Here is a 19514-nt window from a genome sequence, read left to right as displayed (position 1 = left end):
TTTCATTTCCTGCCGACGCTGCCGACCTCATGAAGCTGTATTTCTCTGCCTTGCTCATGCTCCTCCTCACTGCCTGTGCCAGCGGCCCCAGGCTGGATACCAGCCATCCCTCGGTAAATTTCGATGGCCGTGCCCAGTATGTGGTGATGCACTACACCTCGGCTTCGCTGGAACGCTCGCTGCAGTTACTGACCCATGGCGAGGTCAGCGCCCACTACCTGATCGGTGACGACAGCAAGGCCACCATCTACAAACTGGTCGATGAAAACGCACGTGCCTGGCATGCCGGCGAAAGCGAGTGGGAAGGCCGCACCTGGCTCAACTCCAGTTCGATCGGCATCGAGATCGTCAACCCGGGTTTCAAGGAAACGCCGACAGGTCGCCTGTGGTATCCGTACACCGAAGCGCAGACCCAGTCGATCATTGTCCTGCTCAAGGACATCGTCAAACGCAATAAGATCGACCCCAAACACATCATCGGTCATAGCGACATCGCCCCGTCGCGCAAGCAGGATCCGGGGCCGTTGTTCCCGTGGAAACGCCTCGCTGCCGAAGGTCTGGGGAACTGGCCGGACGAACGCCAGGTTGCCCAGCGTCAGGCATTGCTGGCAGTCAATCTGCCGAGCATCACCTGGTTCCAGCAGCAATTGGCACGCCTGGGCTACAGTACCCCGCAGACCGGTGAGCTGGACGTCGCAACACGTCAGGTACTGACCGCCTTCCAGATGCACTATCGCCCGGCACGCTTCGACGGCGAGCCTGACGCACAGAGCGCGGCCATCCTGCAGGTGCTCAATCATTCGAATTGAAGCGCGTGAGGGCCTGGAGCTCAAGCCCTCAGAGCGGTAACGCCATATAGAACTGCGTGCCCTGCCCCGGCCGTGAATAAACGCCCATGCGTCCGCCGTGCAGCTGGACAATCTCCTTGCACAGCGCCAGCCCGAGCCCGGCACCGCCTTTCTTGCGCCCGACCTGGACGAAGGGTTCGAAGATCCGCCCCTGCTGTCCATAGGCAATGCCCTCACCGTTGTCTTCGACGCTGATGATCGCCCGCTCGCCGTGACGCCTGGCCTGCAGGCGAATCAGGCCGTTCGGCGGCGTATGACGCAAGGCATTGTCCAGCAGATTATCCAGCACCCGTTCCAGCTGGGACTGATCGGCATGCAGGCGCGGCATCGGCTCCTGCATATCCAGCATCAGCACAATATCCTGCTCCTGGGCCTGATCCTCAAAGCGCGCCTTGGCTTCTTGCAGCAAGGTCTCGACGGAGCACGGTGCAAGTTTGAGCTTCTGCAGACCGTTCTGATAACGCGAGAAATTCAGCAGGTCGTTGATGAGCTGCATCAGGCGCTGCATTTCTTCAGTGACCGTATTGAGCAGATCCGCCTCACGTGACTCGGGAGCGAAATGCAGACGCTCCTGAAGAAGGCCGAACGCCATGTGCATGCCCGTGACCGGCGTGCGCAACTCATGCGAGGCGCGCAGGACGAACTCGCTGCGTACCCGCTCGAAAGCACGCTGCTCGGTCACATCGTGCAGCACCATCACCGCACCCAGGATGTGGCCCTTGGTGTGGCTGACCGGCGTCATGCTGTAGGTCAGCAGTCGTGACTCGCCGTCGATCTCGATGGCCAGGTCTTCCGGCGCACGCTCCAGCGTTCCGCCTCGCAGCACCAGATGCAATTGCTCATCCAGCTCGGGGCGGCCCAATGCCTCGCCCAGACTGTGCCCGAGGCGACTCTCGTCCCATCCGAGCTGGCGCTGCGCAACAGGGTTGAGGTGCTCCAGGTGGCCCTGGCGATCAATCATCAGCAAGCCATCGTCGATACTGTCGAGAACCGCCTGCAGACGTTGCTGGCCCGCCAGAAGCTCATCGACGTTGGTCGCCTGATGCTGACGCAGGGCTTCGGCCATGATGCCGAAGCGCCGGGTCAGCAGGTTCATTTCGGCGGCCGAGGAAATGGGCAGCGTGACCTCGTAATCACCCTCACCGATGCGATCGGCAGCCTTGGCCAGCGCCTCGATCGGCGCACCGAAACGACGGGCGATGCCGTGCGCGGTCACAAAGCCGATGCACAGCACCGCCAGCCCGACCAGGCCCAGCAAGCCGGCGATCCACAATGCACGATCCCTGGAGTTGATCTCGGCGTTGCTGATGTTCTCCAGCGCCTTGCGATGCACATCCATCAGGCCGTTACGCAACGTGTCGAAACTTTCGCTCAATTGCGGGTTGCCGCGTATACCTCGCGGATCATTGCCATACTGCTGCCAGGCGGCAATGAATCGCTGATAATCGCCCCGGGTCTTTTCAAAACCGTTGCGTACGTTTTGCTGGGTGTCCTGCACCGATCCTTGCTCCAGCAGCTCTTCGAACTGCTTCTGGATTCTGTCCAGCTCAACGTCATTGCGATTGGAACCGGTCATCAACACCAGTTGATCACCCATGTTCTGGCGCAACTTCAAGCCCAGATCGAGGATGGCGAAGTTATGCTGAATCAGTGATTCCTGAGTCCGGGCCATCTGCATGACACTGACGAGCCCCAGCAGCAGCCCGAGCAAAGCGACCGTGATAAGCGCCGAAATACTGAGAAAGAGGCGGGTGCGCAACTTCATGGCCAGCTTCATTTGAGGTATTTCATAGGTTGTACTGTTTTCGTTTGCGGTAAAGCGTCGAAGCATCGATACCCAGCGTCTTGGCGGCCTGATCAAGGGTTTCACTGGTTGCCAGTACGGCCCCGATGTGTGCCTTTTCAAGCTCGTCCAGACTCAAGGCCGCTCCCACTCGCGGTGCGTTGTTGGTCGGCTGCTCAGCCATGCCCAGATGGCTTACTTCCACGCGTTCCTGTGGACAGATGATGCTGGCTCGCTCGATCACGTTACGCAGCTCACGAATGTTGCCCGGCCAGCGGTAATTGAGCAGCGCCGCACGGGCCTCCTCGCTGAAGCCGCGAGCCGGACGAGCGTACTCCTTGACGAAACGCGCCAGAAAGCGGTCCGCCAGGGTCAGAATGTCTTCGCTGCGCTCACGCAGGGCTGGCAGATTTAGAGTAATCACGTTCAGGCGGTACAGCAGATCCTCACGGAAACGTCCGCTGCGCACCATGTCCTCAAGGTTGAGGTTGGTGGCGGCCAGGATGCGCACGTCGGCACGTCGAGTCACCGGGTCGCCGACGCGCTCGTATTCCTTGTCCTGAATGAAGCGCAGCAACTTGGGCTGCAACGTCAGCGGAAAGTCGCCGATCTCGTCGAGAAACAGGGTGCCGCCATCGGCCTGATTGACACGACCCAGCGTGCTTTCGCTGGCACCGGTGAAAGCGCCGCGGCTGTGGCCGAACAGTTCGCTTTCCATCAGTTCTGCAGTCAGCGACGGGCAGTTGATGGTGACGCAGGACTTCTTGGCGCGCTTGCTCCAGCCATGAATCGCCCTGGCCAGCTCGCCCTTACCGGTACCCGACTCGCCCAGAATCAGGATGTTGGCATCGGTGACCGCCACCTGACGGGCCGTTTCCAGAATGGCCATCATCGAAGGGCTGTGGGAATCCAGACCATCCTTGGGCTTGCGAACCTCGCCTTCCAGTGCTTCGAGACGTGCAGACAGTTGCCTGACTTCAAGCTGCTTGGCCGTTGCAAGACGCAACTGGTCAGGACTGCACGGCTTGACCAGATAGTCGGCTGCGCCAGCCTGAATGGCATCGACAGCCGTATCCACCGCCGAATGGGCAGTCACGATCACCACACGCATCCACGGCGCCTGAATCCGCATCTGCGCCAGCACGTCCAGGCCATTGTCTTCGCCCAGACGCAAATCGAGAAAGCACAGATCGAACACTTGGCGCTGCATGAGCGTGTCAGCCTGGGCTGCGCTGTTGGCAGTGGCGACACTGTAGCCTTCGTCTTCCAGACAGTACCGGAAAGTGCGGAGGATGGCGGACTCGTCGTCCACAAGCAGAATACGGCCCTGATTCTCAGTGGCTGCTTCCATTTTTCCTACGCTCCTTAATGAATTGTCTCAGTTAGTCTCGGAATCATCGGGCAAGTTGCATGGTCAATTCTGATTGATTCTTCGGCATGCATGGTAGCTTTCTGATCAGCTAATGGCGAACAGCCTGATTAATCCGCGTTTATGCCGTTAAAACCGTCCATTCGGAGACGAAATCTCACCGCAAAAGGAACGCTCTTATGTTTTCACTGAAAAAGATTGCTCTGATCACCGCCGCCGCTGCGCTACTGGGCAGCGGCCCGGTACTCGCCCAGCCTGACCTGCCCACTCAGCTCACCGAGGCGCGCCAGGAAGGCTCGATCTGGACAGCTTTCGCGCTGAACAAGCATCTGAGCCCGTTCAAGATCGATGTGGGTGTCGAGCAAGGCACTGCGACGCTAAAGGGCAAGGTTGAAAACGAGGTGGACCGAGAGCTGGCCGAGCGCATCGCGCTGGATACCAAAGGCATCGAAAAGGTCGACAACCAGCTGGAGGTGGATCCAGCTGTCGCCAGCGAGCCTGGCACCCGGACCAACATGGCTCAGCGCTTCGAGGATGCAACGCTGGTCGCGACGGTGAAATCCAAGCTGCTGTGGAGCAGCGTGACCGAAGCGCTGAATATCGAGGTCGACAGCAAGGACGGCGTCATCACCCTCAAGGGCCGGGCACAGAGTCCCGAAGCCAAAGAACTGGCGGGTAGCCTGGCCAGCAATACCGATGGCGTGGTCAGCGTCAATAACCTGATCAGCCTGAGCGCGGCCGACTCGATCGCGGCCAAGACCCAGCCACAGTCACTGACCCCGACCGAGGAAATGAGTGACGCCTGGATCACCAGTAAGGTGAAGGCGAGCCTGATCTACAGCCGGACGCTGGATGGGCTGAACATCAAAGTGGACACCAAGGCCGGTGTGGTCAGCCTGAATGGCGTGGTTGCCAACTTCGCCGAGAAAGAACTGGCGGTGGAAATCGCGAAAAATATTCGTGGTGTCAAAGGCGTCAACGGCGATGCGCTGAAGGTCATGGCGCGCAGCGCAGGCTGAGGGTTCAGCGCCATCGCGCCGAGCGCTTCGTGCAGAACGCACGATTACAAAGGGGTAATCGTGCAGGTTGCTGGTAGGACGCTCTTGCGTGACTTATTAACTTATTGATTTTAAAAGGATTTATATCGATCAAAAACTGGCATGCAGTCTGCAATAACCCATTCAACAAAGGTCGATCCACAACGACCCATCAGATTGAATGCCCACTCAGGCAAGGGGATTTTGCAGATGAACAGCCAGCGTATTGCACAATTGCGTATCTCTCCCCTGCACATCCAGCAAGGTCTTTTTCTGCTCCTTGCCTTGCTCGTCACTCTGATCGCCATTCAGCAGTTCCAGCGTTGGAATCAAGCCAACGAGGCAGCTCAACCGAAACAGCAATTCATCCAGACCAGCAGCATCTCCTATCGCGGTGTTAGTGCACCAGCAGTCAAGGACATGTCCTCAAGCCTGCGCAATGTCGACGGCCTGGTTTCTGTAGATGAAGTCGCTCCGCAGCAAAAATGGGTTTTCTGACCCGACCTTAAAAAGCAGCACCCTTATTAAAACGGCATCAAAAGGAGTATCACCATGTTGAGTTGGGCAATCACGTTTCTGATCATCGCTATCGTCGCTGCAGTACTGGGCTTCGGTGGCATCGCGGGCACGGCTACTGGTATCGCCAAGATCCTGTTCGTCGTCTTCCTGGTGATGTTCGTTGTGTCGTTCTTCTTCGGTCGTCGCGGTCGAGGCTGATAATGCACACGTCATTTCGCACACTGGCCGCTGCCCTGTTGATGGGTGGCAGTGCCATGGTCATGGCAGCCAATGATGGTCAGTCTCGGGTCAATGAGCTTCTAAGCTCCGCCCCCGAGTACCGCACCACCTGGGCGAAGGTCGTCAAGAAGGAAGAGCGTTTGCCGGATTGGGTGATCAACCTGTCCGGTGCTTCCGGGCAGCAGATGACAGCGGCCCGTGAGGACGATGACAATTATCTGGTTGGACCGCTTTGCGAAACGGCCGATACGTGCAAAAGCAAGCGCCTGATCGTGGTTTTCAGCCTCGACAAGGAAGATGCTTACGCCATGTTGGTTGAAGTGCCTGCCGGTCTTCCTGCAGACAAATCGCCAACACGTCACGCGACTTACCGTTACCTGGGTAAGCCTGACGAGGGTATGCAAAAGCTCTTGAATGAAGAGCTGCGCAAGGATCCGAACTGGTATTGATCCAGAAGAAAGGTGTCGGCTCCAGGAGTCGACACCTTTCGGCTTTGTGCGGCCTGAGGAAGGTACGCACATGACCAGGGGGCCGGGACGCGTTGATCATATGATCGGCGTGACCTAGGGGTACAGGGAGTACCTCCGCCAAGGGCCGGGTCAGGCAAGCCGCCGTGCAAGGCTACGAGAATGCGTTGACCTTTCGAACGCCTCCCGTGACCTTGCGCGGCGCTTTATATATCCCTTCTCGCTTCGCACTCTTCTTAAATCGCATCCCTCGGCAGCATCAGCCCCAGCGGCAGCCTTACGCGTGCTTCCAGTCCGCCTCCCGAACGATTTCTCAACTCGACATTACCGCCGTGCATGGCAGCGATACGCTTGACGATGGCCAGGCCGAGGCCGGTGCCCTTGCCACTGCGTGCGCGATCACCACGAATGAACGGGTTGAAGATGGTGTCCAGCTCGGACGGATCAATGCCCGCGCCCCTGTCCAGCACACTCAACACCACGTAGGGCGCGTTTCGGTCACCGGATACGTAGGCGGCTACTTCGATACCGTTACCGGCGTGGTGCTTGGCGTTGCCAATCAGGTTGGTCAGCAGGCGCTTCATCGAGACACGGCGCAGCGGGAACGGCGGAATGGGCTCCAGGCACAGACGAATGCTGTCTTCATCATCATTGAAGGGGGCAACCACATCGCGCACCAGGTGCCCCAGATCGACCTCTTCGATCTCTTCGTCGCGTCCATCGCGGATGAACGCCAGGAACTGATCGAGAATGGCGTCCATGTCCTCGATATCGCGCACCATGCCTTCGGAGAACTCATTGTCGTTCATCAGTTCGAGAGACAGGCGCAGGCGCGTCAGCGGTGTGCGCAAGTCGTGGGAAACACCGGCCAGCATCAGTTCGCGCTCCTGCCCGGCCTGCTCGACGTCTTCAGCCATCTGATTGAAGGCCCGGTAGACTTCGGTCATCTCGCTCGGCGTGTCACTCACCGGCAGCCGCACGCTGCGCCCCTGCCCCAACTGGCGCGCCGCAAACACCAGACGCTTGAGCGGCTGACTCAGTTGACGCACGAAAATCCAGGCGGATGCCGTGGAAAGCAACCCGATGGCCAGGAACCAGCCCAGCACGTTCCAGATTTTCTGACCGCGCAACGGGTGCGGATAAAGCGGCACTTTCAGCCAGCCGTCACCCAGGCTCGGCGCTCGCACCCACAGCGCGGGTGGCGCGTGTACCCGCAGACGCACTTCCGTATCGGCGCCCAGCTCAGCCTGCATCTGCCGCTGATAGATCTCACTGTAAGGCCAGTGCTGCTCACCTTCCGGCACGCCGCCGCCCACCACCCGAATCAGACCTGCCGCCTCGGCAATCGCCTCGCGATCGTTTTCACCGGCGGCCCAGTACGCGCGCAGGGTCAGAGCAACGCCGTGGCTGTATTGCCTGTCGACCAGCACGTCTTCGTTCATCAGCAGATAAACCAGCGTCAGGGCCTTGGAAAACAGCACGACGATGAGCACCAGCCAGAGCGTGCGGGAGAAAAAGCTTTGCGGGAACCAGAGCGGAGTCTTCATAACTGCAGCCATACACTTTGCAGGGCGAGCGAGGCTCGCAGGTTTGCCGAACGCGGGCCGGACCCGATGGACGAACGCAAAAAACCAGTACGCCGATAACCCTTTTAAGATTATCGACGTGACTGGCAGCAATGACGGATTTCCAGGCCGACAACCGGGTTATCAGCGACTTCCGGCACCGTCCGGAACAAATACATAACCTACGCCCCAGACCGTCTGGATATAACGGGGCTTGGACGGGTCAGGCTCGATCAGGCGACGCAGGCGGGAAATCTGCACGTCGATGGATCGCTCCAGCGCATCCCACTCCCGGCCACGCGCCAGGTTCATCAGTTTGTCGCGGGTCAGCGGCTCGCGAGCGTGCATGACCAGCGCTTTCAGTACCGCGAATTCACCGGTGGTGAGCATGTGCACTTCTTCACCGCGCTTGAGCTCGCGGGTTGCCAGAGACAGCACGTAGTCACCGAAGCTGACCGACTCGTCCTCGCTGCCGGGTGCGCCGGGCACCGGTGCCGCCTGACGACGCAACACCGCCTTGACCCGCGCCATCAACTCGTCCGGGTTGAACGGCTTGGCCAGATAATCGTCAGCACCCAGTTCGAGCCCCTTGATGCGGCTCAGCTCATCGCCCTTGGCGGTCAGCATGATAATCGGCACCTGATTGTTCGCGGCACGCAGACGACGACAGGCTGAAAGGCCGTCTTCGCCGGGCAGCATGAGGTCCAGCACCACAAGGTTGAAAACCTCACGGGCCAGCAACCGGTCCATTTGTTCCACATTTGCCACGGCGCGGGCACGATAGCCCTTGCTGGTGAAAAAACGTTCCAGGAGGCTGCTCAGCCCCGGATCGTCATCGACAATAAGGATTTTTTCGCCTTCGGCATTTTGTGCGGTGCTGCTCATCGGATGCTCCTCTGATCTCGGGGCGCATTATGGCGTAGCTGCGGTGATGCGCACCTTGTGCATTGTTAGCAGATTTTACTGGAGGCGACACTTGTGCCTGCGTTTTCGCCGAAAAAACACCCCATTTATCGGCCGATCCCCTAATCCGGCTTCGCTGGGTATAATGCGCCGCCCTCGAAGTCAGGCAACGCCGGACTCATGGCGGTTCGCCAGCCCTGAAAATAAATGCTGGCGCACGATACCCAGGCAAGGCAATTCGTACATAGCCCAGTTTTTTGCTCACAACTCCAGGTGGTTTTATGGACAGCATCAACAGCCGCATCGCCGAAGAACTCGGCGTACGCCCACAACAGGTCGCAGCGGCCGTCGCACTACTGGATGAAGGCTCGACCGTGCCCTTCATTTCCCGCTACCGCAAGGAAGTGACCGGCAGTCTTGATGACACGCAACTGCGCCATCTGGAAGAGCGCCTGCGTTATCTGCGTGAACTGGACGACCGGCGCGTCAGCATTCTTGCCAGCATCGAAGAGCAAGGCAAGCTGACCCCGGAGCTGGCCCGCGACATCAAGCTGGCCGACACCAAGACCCGCCTCGAAGACTTGTACCTGCCTTATAAGCAGAAACGCCGCACCAAGGGCCAGATCGCCCTTGAAGCCGGTTTGGGCGAACTGGCTGACGGCCTGTTCAACGACCCGAGCCTGGCCCCGGAAGCAGAAGCAGCCCGCTTCGTCGACGCGGAAAAAGGCGTGGCCGATGTAAAGGCCGCGCTGGAAGGCGCCAAGTACATCCTGATGGAGCGCTTTGCCGAAGATGCCTCGCTGCTGGACAAGCTGCGCAGCTTCCTCAAGCAGGAAGCGGTGATCAGCGCACGCGTGGTGCCGGGCAAGGAAGAGGAAGGCGCCAAGTTCCGCGACTACTTCGAACACGACGAACCGCTCAAGAGCATGCCGTCGCACCGTGCGCTGGCGATTTTCCGCGGTCGTAACGAAGGCTTCCTGAGTTCCGCACTGAAAGTCGGTGAAGAATTGCCGGGCGCCATGCACCCGTGCGAGCTGATGATCGGTGAGCGCTTCGGTATCCAGAACCAGAACCGCCCGGCAGACAAATGGCTGGCCGAAGTGGTGCGCTGGACCTGGAAGGTCAAGCTGTACAGCCACCTTGAAACCGATCTGCTGGGTGAGCTGCGTGACGGCGCGGAAACCGAAGCGATCAATGTCTTCGCCCACAACCTGCACGACCTGTTGCTCGCCGCGCCGGCCGGTCAGCGCGCCACGCTGGGGCTCGATCCTGGCCTGCGCACCGGCTGCAAGGTCGCCGTGGTCGACGCCACCGGCAAGCTGCTCGACTACGCCACCGTCTATCCGCACGTACCGAAAAACCAGTGGGACCAGACCATCGCTGTACTGGCCGCACTGTGCGCCAAGCATTCGGTGGATCTGATTGCCATCGGCAACGGCACCGCCAGCCGCGAAACCGACAAGCTGGCTGCCGACCTGATCAAAAAATACCCAGGCCTGAAGATGACCAAGGTTATGGTTTCCGAAGCAGGCGCTTCGGTGTACTCGGCATCGGAACTGGCCGCCAAGGAATTCCCGGACCTCGACGTGTCGATCCGTGGCGCGGTGTCCATTGCCCGTCGCTTGCAGGACCCGCTCGCCGAACTGGTGAAAATCGACCCGAAATCCATCGGGGTCGGCCAGTACCAGCACGACGTTTCGCAGCTCAAGCTGGCGCGCGGCCTGGATGCAGTGGTGGAAGACTGCGTAAACGCCGTGGGCGTGGATGTGAACACGGCCTCCGTGGCGCTGCTGGCACGCATTTCCGGCCTCAACACCACGCTGGCGCAGAACATCGTTGCGCATCGTGATGAAAACGGCGCGTTCAAGACCCGCGCGGCGCTGAAGAAAGTCAGCCGCCTGGGCGAAAAGACCTTTGAACAGGCCGCCGGCTTCCTGCGCGTCATGACCGGTGACAATCCGCTCGATGCCTCCGCCGTTCACCCGGAAGCCTACCCGCTGGTGCAGCGCATTGCGGCTGAAACCGACCGCGATATACGCTCGCTGATCGGCGACGCCAGCTTTCTCAAGCGACTGGACCCGAAGAAATTCACCGACGAGACCTTTGGTCTGCCGACCGTGACCGACATCCTTCAGGAACTCGAAAAGCCGGGCCGCGATCCGCGTCCGGAGTTCAAGACGGCAGAGTTCCAGGACGGGGTCGAAGACCTCAAGGATCTGCAACTGGGGATGATCCTCGAAGGCGTGGTCACCAACGTCACCAACTTCGGTGCATTCGTCGATATCGGCGTGCATCAGGACGGTCTGGTGCACATCTCGGCGTTGTCCGAGAAGTTCATCAAGGACCCGCGCGAGGCGGTCAAGGCCGGTGATGTGGTGAAAGTGAAGGTCATGGAAGTCGATATCCCGCGCAAACGCGTCGGTCTGTCGATGCGCATGAGCGACACGCCCGGCGAGAAAATCGATGGCGCGCGCGGTGCCCGTCCGGGTTCTTCGCCTCGCCAGAACAACGCCCCGCGCAAGGAAACCACTGCGCCAGCACCCGCCAACAATGCGATGGCGTCGCTGTTCGCCAATGCCAAGCAATTGAAGAAGCGCTGATGGATATTCCTGAAGATCTGACCCACAGCGCCTACTTCAAGATGCTCGGCTGCGAGCTGCGGCGTCTGGACGAGGGCGTTGCCGAGGTTGCGTTGCCGCTGGAGGCGCACCTGCGCAATCGCGGCAACGTGATGCACGGCGGTGCAATCTTCAGCCTGGTCGATATCTCCATGGGCCTGGCCTGTTCCAGCGTTCACGGTTTCGACCAGCGCAGCGTGACCATCGAGTGCAAGATCAACTACGTGCGTGGCGTCTCCGAGGGTGAAGTCCTGTGCATCGCCAAGGTGCTGCACGCGGGTCGCCGCACGCTGGTGGTCGAGGCCGAAGTCGTTCAGGGCGACAAGCTCGTCGCCAAGGCCCAGGGCACATTTGCGGTGATCTAGACTTGATCGAGGGCTGATGAACAGCATCCCTGCGAACTGAACCTAGCCGTACCGACATCATTTGGGTTAATTTCGGCACCATTAGCGTGGTGCCGAGTCCATTTGGGTAGTACGACAAAGAGCAGTGATTGTGAACAGGCGCTACCGACCAACCAGGCGACTACGCCAGTTCCTTTCTTCACCCTTGTAGACCGTCAAGTCCACCCCCATATCGGGGCGACCGATGCGTGAAGGATTACACCTTGAGCGAACTTTTAAACCGTCGTCTTGCATTGCTCGGCGAGCGTAACAACCTCTCTCTTCTGGAGCAGTGCCTGCACGGTATCGAGCGTGAGTGCCTGCGCGTTACCGCAACGGCAGAACTGGCCCGGACGCCACACCCGCAAGCTCTGGGTGCCGCCCTGACCAATGGTCAGGTGACGACCGATTATTCCGAATCGCTGCTGGAGTTCATCACCCCTGCGTTGAAGAACCCGGCTGAGACCATCGACAACCTGGACCGGATCCACCGCTTCGTTTACAGCAAGCTGGGCGACGAGCTGCTGTGGAGCCCGTCGATGCCGTGCCCGTTGCCCGATGAAGAGCACATACCGATCGCCTATTACGGCACGTCGAACATCGGCAAGCTCAAGTACGTGTACCGCAAGGGCCTGGCGCTGCGTTACGGTAAGACCATGCAGTGCATTGCCGGCATTCACTACAACTTCTCGTTGCCGGAAGACGCCTGGGCGCTGCTCAAGCAGACCGAGGACTTTGCAGGCGATGCGCGCGACTACCAGTCGCATTCCTACATCGCGCTGATTCGTAACTTCCGCCGCTACAGCTGGCTGTTGATGTACCTGTTCGGCGCTTCACCGGCACTCGACGCGGGTTTCCTGCGCGGCCGCAAGCATCAGCTGGAGCAGCACTTCGACGCCGATACCCTGTATCTGCCGTACGCCACCAGTCTGCGCATGAGCGACCTGGGTTATCAGAGTGACGCCCAGGCCGATCTGACCCCTTGCTACAACGACCTGGTCAGCTACACCGACAGCCTGCGCAAGGCCGTGGCCACGCCTTACAAGCCTTACGTCGAGGTCGGCACCCATGACCAGAACGGCGAGTGGGTGCAGCTCAACACCAACGTGCTGCAGATCGAGAACGAGTACTACTCCAACATTCGCCCTAAGCGTGTGACCTATAGCGGCGAACGCCCTATTCAGGCGCTGGTGGCCCGTGGTGTGCAGTACGTCGAAGTGCGCTGCCTGGACATCAACCCGTTCCTGCCGACCGGCATCAGCCTGGAGCAGTCGCGCTTCATCGATGCCTTCGTGCTGTATTGCGCCCTCGAGGAAAGCCAGCAACTGGCCAGCCACGAATGCTCCAACGCAAGCTCGAACTTCCTGTCAGTGGTCAAGGAAGGGCGTCGCCCCGGCCTGAGCCTGATGCGCGACAACCGCCCTGTCGATCTCAAGACCTGGGCAACCGAGCTGATGGAGAAGATCACGCCGATTGCCCGCCTGCTCGATCAGGCTCAGGGCACCGATGAGCACCTCAAATCGATTGCCGTGCAACAGGCCAAGATCGACGATACCGCGCTCACACCGTCTGCCCAGGTGCTGGCCAGCATGGAAGCGCATAACGAGGGCTTTACCGCGTTCTCCCTGCGCCAGAGCCAGGTCCACGCCGAATACTTCCGCACTCACCCGCTGAGCGCCCAGGAACAGGCAGACTTCGAAGCCCAGGCCAAAACCTCGATCGAAGATCAGGCAGAGCTGGAAGCGACCGAGGAAGTGGTGGATTTCGACACGTTCGTGGGTTCGTATCAGGCGAGCATTCTGTCGATCAGCAACTGATCGTGCAACTACTGTGGGGAGCTTGCTCACGAAGGTGCCGGTGCAGGCGCGACTATCGTGCGGCGCTCTGCGTCGCATGCCTTTCTGGACGCTCCGCGTCCTCTTGACGACGCAGAGCGTCAAGAACTGCGTTCCCACGCTGGAGCATTGGGCACGATCATCTCAACTATCGTGCCCAATGCTCTGCGCTTCTGCCCGAAGGGCGTGGGTGAGCTTGTTCACGAAGGTGCCGGTGCAGGCGCGACTATCGTGCGGCGCTCTGCGTCGCATGCCTTTCTGGACGCTCCGCGTCCTCTTGACGACGCAGAGCGTCGAGAACTGCATTCCCTCGCTGGAGCGTGAAGAACGATCATCTCAACTATCGTGCCCAATGCTCTGCGCTTCTGCCCGAAGGGCGTGGGTGAGCTTGCTCACGAAAGGGACGGTTCAAACGCCCCTTTCTGGGGGCTTGCTCCAGCCTCTTCGTGAGCAAGCTCACTCCCACAAAATATAGTCCGCACTCAGGCTTATATCGCCTTTTCGAAGATCTTCGAATTACGCTGGTAGTTGTACAGCGAGGCGCGGGCGCTTGGCAGGCGGTCGACGCTGCTGGGTTCGAAACCGCGCTCGCGGAACCAGTGTGCGGTGCGGGTGGTGAGGACGAACAGGGTCTTGATACCCAAAGCCCGGGCGCGGTTTTCAATACGCTCCAGCAACTCGTCGCCACGGCCACCATGCCGGTATTCCGGATTGACGGCCAGACACGCCAGCTCGCCCGACTCCGAATCGGCAATCGGATACAGCGCCGCACAGGCGATGATCAGCCCTTCGCGCTCGACCACGCTGAACTGCGTGATCTCGCGTTCCAGCACTTCGCGGGAACGACGCACCAGTATGCCCTGCTCTTCCAGCGGCGTGATCAGGTCCATCAAACCGCCGACATCCTCGATGGCCGCTTCGCGCACCAGTTCGAACTGTTCCTGCGCGACCAGCGTGCCGCCACCGTCACGGGTAAACAGCTCGGTCAGCAGCGCGCCGTTCTCGGCATAACTGACGATATGGCTGCGCGCCACGCCGCCACGGCAGGCCTCGGCCGCAGCATCCAGCAGTTCTGCCTGATAGTTGGAACCCAGGCGCTGCAGGTGCGCGGGCACCTGTTGCGGACGCAGTTCGCGCACCAACCGGCCCTGCTCGTCCAGCAGGCCGGTTTCGGCGCCGAACAGCAGCAGTTTGTCAGCAGCCAGATCGATGGCTGCGCGGGTGGCGACGTCTTCGCAGGCCAGATTGAAAATCTCGCCCGTCGGTGAATAACCCAGTGGCGACAGCAGCACGATATGGCGCTCGTCCAGCAGGCGATTGATACCCTTGCGGTCGACCCGGCGCACTTCGCCGGTGTGCTGATAATCGACACCCTCAAGCACCCCGATAGGCCGTGCGGTGACGACGTTGCCGCTGGTCACTCGCAAGCGCGAGCCCTGCATGGGCGATGCAGCCATGTCCATCGACAGACGCGCCTCGATCGAGATGCGCAGCTGACCCACGGCATCGATCACGCACTCCAGCGTTTCGGTGTCGGTGATCCGCAGGTCACGGTGGTAACGCGGCGTAATCCCGCGCTGGGCCAGACGGCTTTCAATCTGCGGGCGGGACCCGTGAACCAGCACCAGGCGCACGCCCAGGCTGTGCAGCAGCACCAGGTCGTGGACGATATTGCCGAAATTGGGGTGCGCAACGCCGTCGCCGGGCAGCATGACGACGAAGGTGCAATCGCGGTGAGCATTGATGTACGGAGACGCGTGGCGAAGCCAGTTGACGTATTCGGGCATGACAACAAGAGCCTGTAGAAAAAATGGACGAAGAAAAGAAGCACGCACAACGGTGTGGTGGTTATCGTCGGAACAGGCTTGGCAGCACGCGCAGTCTCCTTTTGCTCAAGATACTTTGATTGTTACGGGTTATGCCTGACTCACTGGGGCGTCAGGCAGTAATGTTCGATCAATTGACGTAACAGACGCACTGTAGGGTCAAGACGTGACATTTCGAGGTATTCCCCCGGTTGATGCGCACAGGCGATGTCGCCCGGGCCGAGCACCAGTGTCTCGCAGCCGAGGCGCTGAAGATAAGGCGCTTCGGTGCCGAATGCTACTGCTGCGGCCGTATGACCGGTCAGACGTTCAGCGACACGCACGAGTTCAGCGTCAGCGACCTGCTCGAACGGTGCGCATTCGGGGAACAATGGCGCATAGTCGATCTGTACCTGATGCAGCTCGGCCAGCGGCTGCAGCTTCTGCCGAATGGCCGAGCGCAGCATCTCCGGGTCCATGCCCGGCAGCGGGCGCAGGTCGAATTCCAGCGAGCACTGGCCACAAATCCGGTTCGGGTTGTCGCCGCCATGAATACAGCCCAGGTTCAACGTCGGCTGCGGCACCGTGAATTGCGGGTTGCGGTACTTCGCCTGCCACTGCGTGCGCAGGCCCTTGAGTTCGCTGATGGCGTCGTGCATGGCTTCGAGTGCGCTGTGCCCAAGGCTCGGGTCGGAGGAATGGCCGCTGCGCCCGAGAATATCGATGCGCTCCATCATCACGCCCTTGTGCAGGCGGATCGGCTTGAGCCCGGTCGGCTCGCCAATCACTGCCGCACGACCCAGCGGGCGTCCGGCCTCGGCCAGCGCGCGGGCACCGGCCATCGAGCTTTCCTCGTCGCAGGTGGCGAGGATCAGCAGCGGCTGCTTGAACGGCTGGTCAAGAAGGCCACGCACCGCCTCGATGACCAGCGCAAAGAAGCCCTTCATGTCGCAACTGCCCAGCCCGACCCAGCGGCCATCCACCTCGGTCAGCTTCAAGGGGTCGGTCTTCCACAGTGCCTCATCGAACGGCACGGTATCGCTGTGCCCCGCCAGTACCAGACCGCCTGGGCCTGTTCCGTAGGTCGCCAGCAGATTGAACTTGCCGGGCGACACTTGCTGGATGTCGCAGGCAAACCCCAGATCGCCCAGCCATCCGGCCAGCAGATCGATGACGGGACGGTTGCTCTGGTCCAGGGAAGGCTGAGTGCAGCTCACCGAGGGTACGGCGATCAGCGCGGCGAACTGGTCTTTCATGGACGGCAACGGCATGGACGCTTCCTGTAATCGAGACGGAACACGGCCCATCATAGGGCCATAGCAACCCAGGAATAAACCGTTTCGGGCCATGTCCTGTACACTGACGGCCTCAGCAGCCGTTCAATCATGGGCTGCGCTCCCGTTTATCCGTATCAGCGTTTGGATTCCCCCGGCCATGCAAAAAGAAACTGAAATCAAACTCCGCGTCAGCCGCGAGACCCTCGCTGCACTGCGTGAACACCCGTTGCTCAAGAAGCGCAACAAGAGTGGCTGGGAGCGCCTTGAACTGTCGAACCAGTATTTCGATACCCCCGAAGGTGAGCTGGCGCAGGCCAAAGTCGCCCTGCGTATCCGCCGCGACGGCGATCAGATCATCCAGACCATGAAGACTCGCGGGCAAAGCGTGGCCGGTCTGTCCGAGCGCAATGAGTACAACTGGGACCTGAGCAAGGCCAAGCTGGACCTGAAGAAGCTCGAAGGCGATTGCTGGCCCGAGCAACTGGCCGATCTGGACAAGAAAACCATCAAGCCGCTGTTCACCACCGATTTCGTGCGTGAGAAAGCCGAGATTGCGTGGGGCCGTGGCAAGGCCAAAGTGGTGATCGAAGCCGCACTGGACCTTGGTCAAGTGGTGGCCGGCAAGCAGAAGGAAGAAATCTGCGAGCTGGAGCTCGAACTGCGTGAAGGCGAACCTGCCGCACTGCTGGAACTGGCCGCCGAGCTGGCTGCAACGTTGCCGCTGATGCCGTGCGATATCAGCAAGGCCGAGCGCGGCTACCGTCTGCTCGATGCCAGCAGCTACTCGCTGAGCCTGCAGGCGCCCGCCCTGAATGCCGAAACGCCACTGGACGACGCTTATTCCGCGCTGGCCTGGCACCTGCTGGGCAGCAGCCAGCGTCTGGCCGAGCAATACCGTTTCAACGGCCACTGGCGTCTGCTGCAGGACTGGGTCGAGATGCTCGCCGAACTGCGTGCTCTGACCAGCAGCCTCGGCCAGGCCGCGCCACGCACCTCGACCGCACACCTGCGTACTGCGCTGGACGCTTTGCTGGAAGACTGGCGACCGCTGGTTCAGGCCGGGCAGGACGATGCCGATGTACGCGGTGCCGCCCACGAGCAATTCCTCGAAGAATTGCAGGACACGCGCTGGGGCGAGTTCTCGCTGAATACCTCACGCTGGTTGCTGGCCCGCAGCTGGACCGCCGAACGCAACACCCGCGGCAATCGTCAGGGCGCCGCGCTGTTGAGCAGTTGGCTGCCACGCCTGCTGGGCGAAGAAGCCACGTCCCTGCAATTGAGCCGCTATCAGCAGCAGCCGGAAGACCTGGCCGAGCAACTGCCCCGCATCGAGCGCATCCAGTCCTGGCTGCACTGGGCACGCGGCGCGCTGGACCTGCCGGAACTGGATCGCCTGTATGGCGAACTGCGCAAGCTGGAAGAACTGGCACATCTGGATATCAGCGACGAAGTCCTCGATGCCCGCGTGCAACAGGCAATCACCGTCTTCCAGAGCCGCGCCTGGAAAACCCTGCTGCGCTTGTAAGGCTGGATCAGAAGGCCGTAGAAGCGGACCAAGCGACGCTTCGTTTGTCCGCGAACTGCCTGAAACGTTTTAGGGCCGCTTCGCAGCCCATCGCGGACAAGTCCGCTCCTACGCCCTCCGGGCAGAAGCACTGCTGCAGGCCAGATCATTCAGCGTCATACGCAAGTCCGCTTTTGATTCTGCCCGAAGGGCGTGGGAGCAGACCGGGCGACGCTGCGCTCGTACATGATCTCCCGTTTTTTGTAGGAGCGGACTTGTCCGCGAACTGCCGGGAACCGGCAGCAAAACCAGTCACCTCGGTGCACGAGGCACAACCGAGGCGGGCGCAACTCCGAGCACCAGCCCCGTCAGCGCAACAGTGGCAGGCTGGTGGTGGATTTGATCTCGGAGAGGGCCACTGTCGAGTTCACTTCCTGAATGCCGGGTACCAGCGACAGTTTTTCGAAGAAGAACCGCTCGTACGCCTCGATATCCGGGGTCACGATGCGCAGCAGAAAATCCACCGACCCCATCAGCACATAGCACTCCAGCACCTCCGGGAAGCCACGAATCGCGTCGGTGAACTCGGTGAAGTTGGAGCGCCCGTGGGCGTTGAGTTTTACCTCGGCGAATATCTGCGTGTTCAGACCGATTTTCTTGCGGTCCAGCAACGCCACCTGACGGCGAATCACCCCTTCATCCTTGAGCCGCTGAATGCGGCGCCAGCAGGGTGATTGCGACAGACCGACCTGCTCGGCAATCTGCGCACTGGAAAGCGAAGCATCTTCCTGCAGCAGCGCCAGAATCCTGCGATCGTAACTGTCCAGCTCGATTTGCATAATTAATTTTCCGAAATAGCCTGCAGCGCATTAACAAGTCTTATAAAGACTAATCCACCCAATGATGGACCAGAAATTTCTTTTCACGCATGCAAAGATTTCCAGCATCCTTGTGGAGTATCAGCATGCCCAATCTCGAAGCCGTCACCCCCTCTTCGCAACGTCCAGATAGCTGGTCGTCCAGCAATGCGCAGTGCTGCGCACGCTACCGTGTCTGCGCCGAAGCCGAGCCTGCCTTGCTCTGTCAGGTGTTGAACCTGTTTGCCATGCAGTACCTGATTCCCGACCAATTGAGTGCTGTGCAACAAGAGAGCCTGCTGCTCATCGACCTTCAGGTTTCCAGATTGAGCTGGCATCGAGCCCAGGTGATCGGCGAAAAAATGCGCAACCTGATCGACGTCTGCTCAGTGGAAGTCGAGCAGGTCGACGCCCGGAACACCGCGCAATCCCGTGTCGCCCTGGCGACGGGCTGAATCAATTCGCCTGCTCCGGCAATTCCCGGTCGCATAGAACCAATAACGCTGTCACGCTTGGCGTCTACTC

17 protein-coding genes are annotated in these 19514 nt (G+C 60.2%); 10 read left to right on the top strand and 7 right to left on the bottom strand.

Translation table 11 applies throughout. The features are described from left to right. The first annotated feature begins 29 nt into the window (after positions 1 to 29). The gene (locus LIX91_RS17860) at positions 30 to 809 is read left to right on the top strand and encodes an N-acetylmuramoyl-L-alanine amidase (RefSeq protein ID WP_226488877.1); all 780 of its coding nucleotides are present in this window, start codon (positions 30 to 32) and stop codon (positions 807 to 809) included. A gap of 28 nt (positions 810 to 837) precedes the next feature. Here the strand turns inward: LIX91_RS17860 and LIX91_RS17855 are convergent, their stop codons facing one another. Then, a complete protein-coding gene (locus LIX91_RS17855) occupies positions 838 to 2625 on the bottom strand; it encodes a KinB sensor domain-containing domain (protein WP_003414071.1) in 1788 nt (595 codons plus the stop codon). A 10-nt stretch (positions 2626 to 2635) separates the two neighbouring features. After that, positions 2636 to 3982 carry a sigma-54-dependent response regulator transcription factor AlgB gene (gene algB / locus LIX91_RS17850; RefSeq protein WP_003318895.1) on the bottom strand — a complete coding sequence of 449 codons (1347 nt, stop codon included), beginning with the start codon at positions 3980 to 3982 and terminating at the stop codon, positions 2636 to 2638. Positions 3983 to 4179: 197 nt separating this feature from the next. On the opposite strand from algB, the gene LIX91_RS17845 reads away from it, so the two are divergent. The 4 genes from LIX91_RS17845 to LIX91_RS17830 all read left to right on the top strand — a co-directional run bounded on the left by LIX91_RS17845 (position 4180) and on the right by LIX91_RS17830 (position 6224). Further along, complete coding sequence (locus LIX91_RS17845; protein ID WP_003414069.1) at positions 4180 to 5019, top strand: BON domain-containing protein; 840 nt, start codon at positions 4180 to 4182, stop codon at positions 5017 to 5019. A 228-nt stretch (positions 5020 to 5247) separates the two neighbouring features. Then, positions 5248 to 5535 carry a hypothetical protein gene (locus tag LIX91_RS17840; protein ID WP_011266283.1) on the top strand — a complete coding sequence of 96 codons (288 nt, stop codon included), beginning with the start codon at positions 5248 to 5250 and terminating at the stop codon, positions 5533 to 5535. A gap of 54 nt (positions 5536 to 5589) precedes the next feature. Next, positions 5590 to 5754 (top strand): DUF1328 domain-containing protein, encoded by a 165-nt coding sequence (locus LIX91_RS17835; protein ID WP_002555679.1) that lies wholly within the window; start codon positions 5590 to 5592, stop codon positions 5752 to 5754. A gap of 2 nt (positions 5755 to 5756) precedes the next feature. Beyond that, a complete protein-coding gene (locus LIX91_RS17830; RefSeq protein ID WP_003414065.1) occupies positions 5757 to 6224 on the top strand; it encodes an inhibitor of vertebrate lysozyme family protein in 468 nt (155 codons plus the stop codon). A gap of 254 nt (positions 6225 to 6478) precedes the next feature. Here LIX91_RS17830 and LIX91_RS17825 read toward each other — a convergent pair whose 3' ends face one another. Further along, entirely contained in the window at positions 6479 to 7789 is a 1311-nt protein-coding gene (locus tag LIX91_RS17825; protein WP_003392530.1) for an ATP-binding protein, read from the bottom strand. 162 nt (positions 7790 to 7951) lie between these two features. Then, the gene (gene ompR, locus LIX91_RS17820) at positions 7952 to 8692 is read right to left on the bottom strand and encodes a two-component system response regulator OmpR (protein WP_003318889.1); all 741 of its coding nucleotides are present in this window, start codon (positions 8690 to 8692) and stop codon (positions 7952 to 7954) included. 299 nt (positions 8693 to 8991) lie between these two features. Here ompR and LIX91_RS17815 point away from each other — a divergent pair, with 299 nt between their 5' ends. The 3 genes from LIX91_RS17815 to gshA all read left to right on the top strand — a co-directional run bounded on the left by LIX91_RS17815 (position 8992) and on the right by gshA (position 13528). Beyond that, the gene (locus LIX91_RS17815) at positions 8992 to 11310 is read left to right on the top strand and encodes a Tex family protein (RefSeq protein ID WP_003414063.1); all 2319 of its coding nucleotides are present in this window, start codon (positions 8992 to 8994) and stop codon (positions 11308 to 11310) included. Continuing rightward, a complete protein-coding gene (locus LIX91_RS17810) occupies positions 11310 to 11693 on the top strand; it encodes a PaaI family thioesterase (protein WP_226488876.1) in 384 nt (127 codons plus the stop codon). The genes LIX91_RS17815 and LIX91_RS17810 overlap by 1 nt, the downstream gene beginning before the upstream one ends. Positions 11694 to 11935: 242 nt before the next feature. Continuing rightward, positions 11936 to 13528 (top strand): glutamate--cysteine ligase, encoded by a 1593-nt coding sequence (gene gshA / locus LIX91_RS17805; RefSeq protein WP_181017167.1) that lies wholly within the window; start codon positions 11936 to 11938, stop codon positions 13526 to 13528. A gap of 506 nt (positions 13529 to 14034) precedes the next feature. On the opposite strand, the gene argA is transcribed toward gshA, so the two are convergent. Continuing rightward, a complete protein-coding gene (gene argA / locus LIX91_RS17800) occupies positions 14035 to 15333 on the bottom strand; it encodes an amino-acid N-acetyltransferase (RefSeq protein ID WP_003414058.1) in 1299 nt (432 codons plus the stop codon). A gap of 140 nt (positions 15334 to 15473) precedes the next feature. After that, positions 15474 to 16622, bottom strand: coding sequence for an acetylornithine deacetylase (argE, locus tag LIX91_RS17795; RefSeq protein ID WP_103689122.1), 1149 nt, complete (start codon positions 16620 to 16622; stop codon positions 15474 to 15476). Between the two features lie 163 nt (positions 16623 to 16785). On the opposite strand from argE, the gene LIX91_RS17790 reads away from it, so the two are divergent. Next, positions 16786 to 18153, top strand: coding sequence for an inorganic triphosphatase (locus LIX91_RS17790; RefSeq protein ID WP_226488875.1), 1368 nt, complete (start codon positions 16786 to 16788; stop codon positions 18151 to 18153). A gap of 347 nt (positions 18154 to 18500) precedes the next feature. Here LIX91_RS17790 and LIX91_RS17785 read toward each other — a convergent pair whose 3' ends face one another. Further along, positions 18501 to 18971 (bottom strand): Lrp/AsnC family transcriptional regulator, encoded by a 471-nt coding sequence (locus tag LIX91_RS17785; RefSeq protein ID WP_003305413.1) that lies wholly within the window; start codon positions 18969 to 18971, stop codon positions 18501 to 18503. A 125-nt stretch (positions 18972 to 19096) separates the two neighbouring features. Here LIX91_RS17785 and LIX91_RS17780 point away from each other — a divergent pair, with 125 nt between their 5' ends. Beyond that, entirely contained in the window at positions 19097 to 19444 is a 348-nt protein-coding gene (locus tag LIX91_RS17780; protein ID WP_226488874.1) for a hypothetical protein, read from the top strand. Positions 19445 to 19514: the final 70 nt, after the last annotated feature.

The organism is Pseudomonas sp. B20, from assembly GCF_020515755.1.
Lineage (GTDB): Bacteria > Pseudomonadota > Gammaproteobacteria > Pseudomonadales > Pseudomonadaceae > Aquipseudomonas > Aquipseudomonas syringae.
This window is presented reverse-complemented; position numbering and strand designations above follow the sequence as displayed.

Bases quoted from the DNA above. Each gene is read 5' to 3' on its own strand.
- LIX91_RS17860 (WP_226488877.1), top strand. From the start codon at position 30: ATGAAGCTGTATTTCTCTGCCTTGCTCATGCTCCTCCTCACTGCCTGT.
- LIX91_RS17855 (WP_003414071.1), bottom strand. From the start codon at position 2,625: ATGAAGCTGGCCATGAAGTTGCGCACCCGCCTCTTTCTCAGTATTTCG.
- algB (WP_003318895.1), bottom strand. From the start codon at position 3,982: ATGGAAGCAGCCACTGAGAATCAGGGCCGTATTCTGCTTGTGGACGAC.
- LIX91_RS17845 (WP_003414069.1), top strand. From the start codon at position 4,180: ATGTTTTCACTGAAAAAGATTGCTCTGATCACCGCCGCCGCTGCGCTA.
- LIX91_RS17840 (WP_011266283.1), top strand. From the start codon at position 5,248: ATGAACAGCCAGCGTATTGCACAATTGCGTATCTCTCCCCTGCACATC.
- LIX91_RS17835 (WP_002555679.1), top strand. From the start codon at position 5,590: ATGTTGAGTTGGGCAATCACGTTTCTGATCATCGCTATCGTCGCTGCA.
- LIX91_RS17830 (WP_003414065.1), top strand. From the start codon at position 5,757: ATGCACACGTCATTTCGCACACTGGCCGCTGCCCTGTTGATGGGTGGC.
- LIX91_RS17825 (WP_003392530.1), bottom strand. From the start codon at position 7,789: ATGAAGACTCCGCTCTGGTTCCCGCAAAGCTTTTTCTCCCGCACGCTC.
- ompR (WP_003318889.1), bottom strand. From the start codon at position 8,692: ATGAGCAGCACCGCACAAAATGCCGAAGGCGAAAAAATCCTTATTGTC.
- LIX91_RS17815 (WP_003414063.1), top strand. From the start codon at position 8,992: ATGGACAGCATCAACAGCCGCATCGCCGAAGAACTCGGCGTACGCCCA.
- LIX91_RS17810 (WP_226488876.1), top strand. From the start codon at position 11,310: ATGGATATTCCTGAAGATCTGACCCACAGCGCCTACTTCAAGATGCTC.
- argA (WP_003414058.1), bottom strand. From the start codon at position 15,333: ATGCCCGAATACGTCAACTGGCTTCGCCACGCGTCTCCGTACATCAAT.
- argE (WP_103689122.1), bottom strand. From the start codon at position 16,622: ATGCCGTTGCCGTCCATGAAAGACCAGTTCGCCGCGCTGATCGCCGTA.
- LIX91_RS17790 (WP_226488875.1), top strand. From the start codon at position 16,786: ATGCAAAAAGAAACTGAAATCAAACTCCGCGTCAGCCGCGAGACCCTC.
- LIX91_RS17785 (WP_003305413.1), bottom strand. From the start codon at position 18,971: ATGCAAATCGAGCTGGACAGTTACGATCGCAGGATTCTGGCGCTGCTG.
- LIX91_RS17780 (WP_226488874.1), top strand. From the start codon at position 19,097: ATGCCCAATCTCGAAGCCGTCACCCCCTCTTCGCAACGTCCAGATAGC.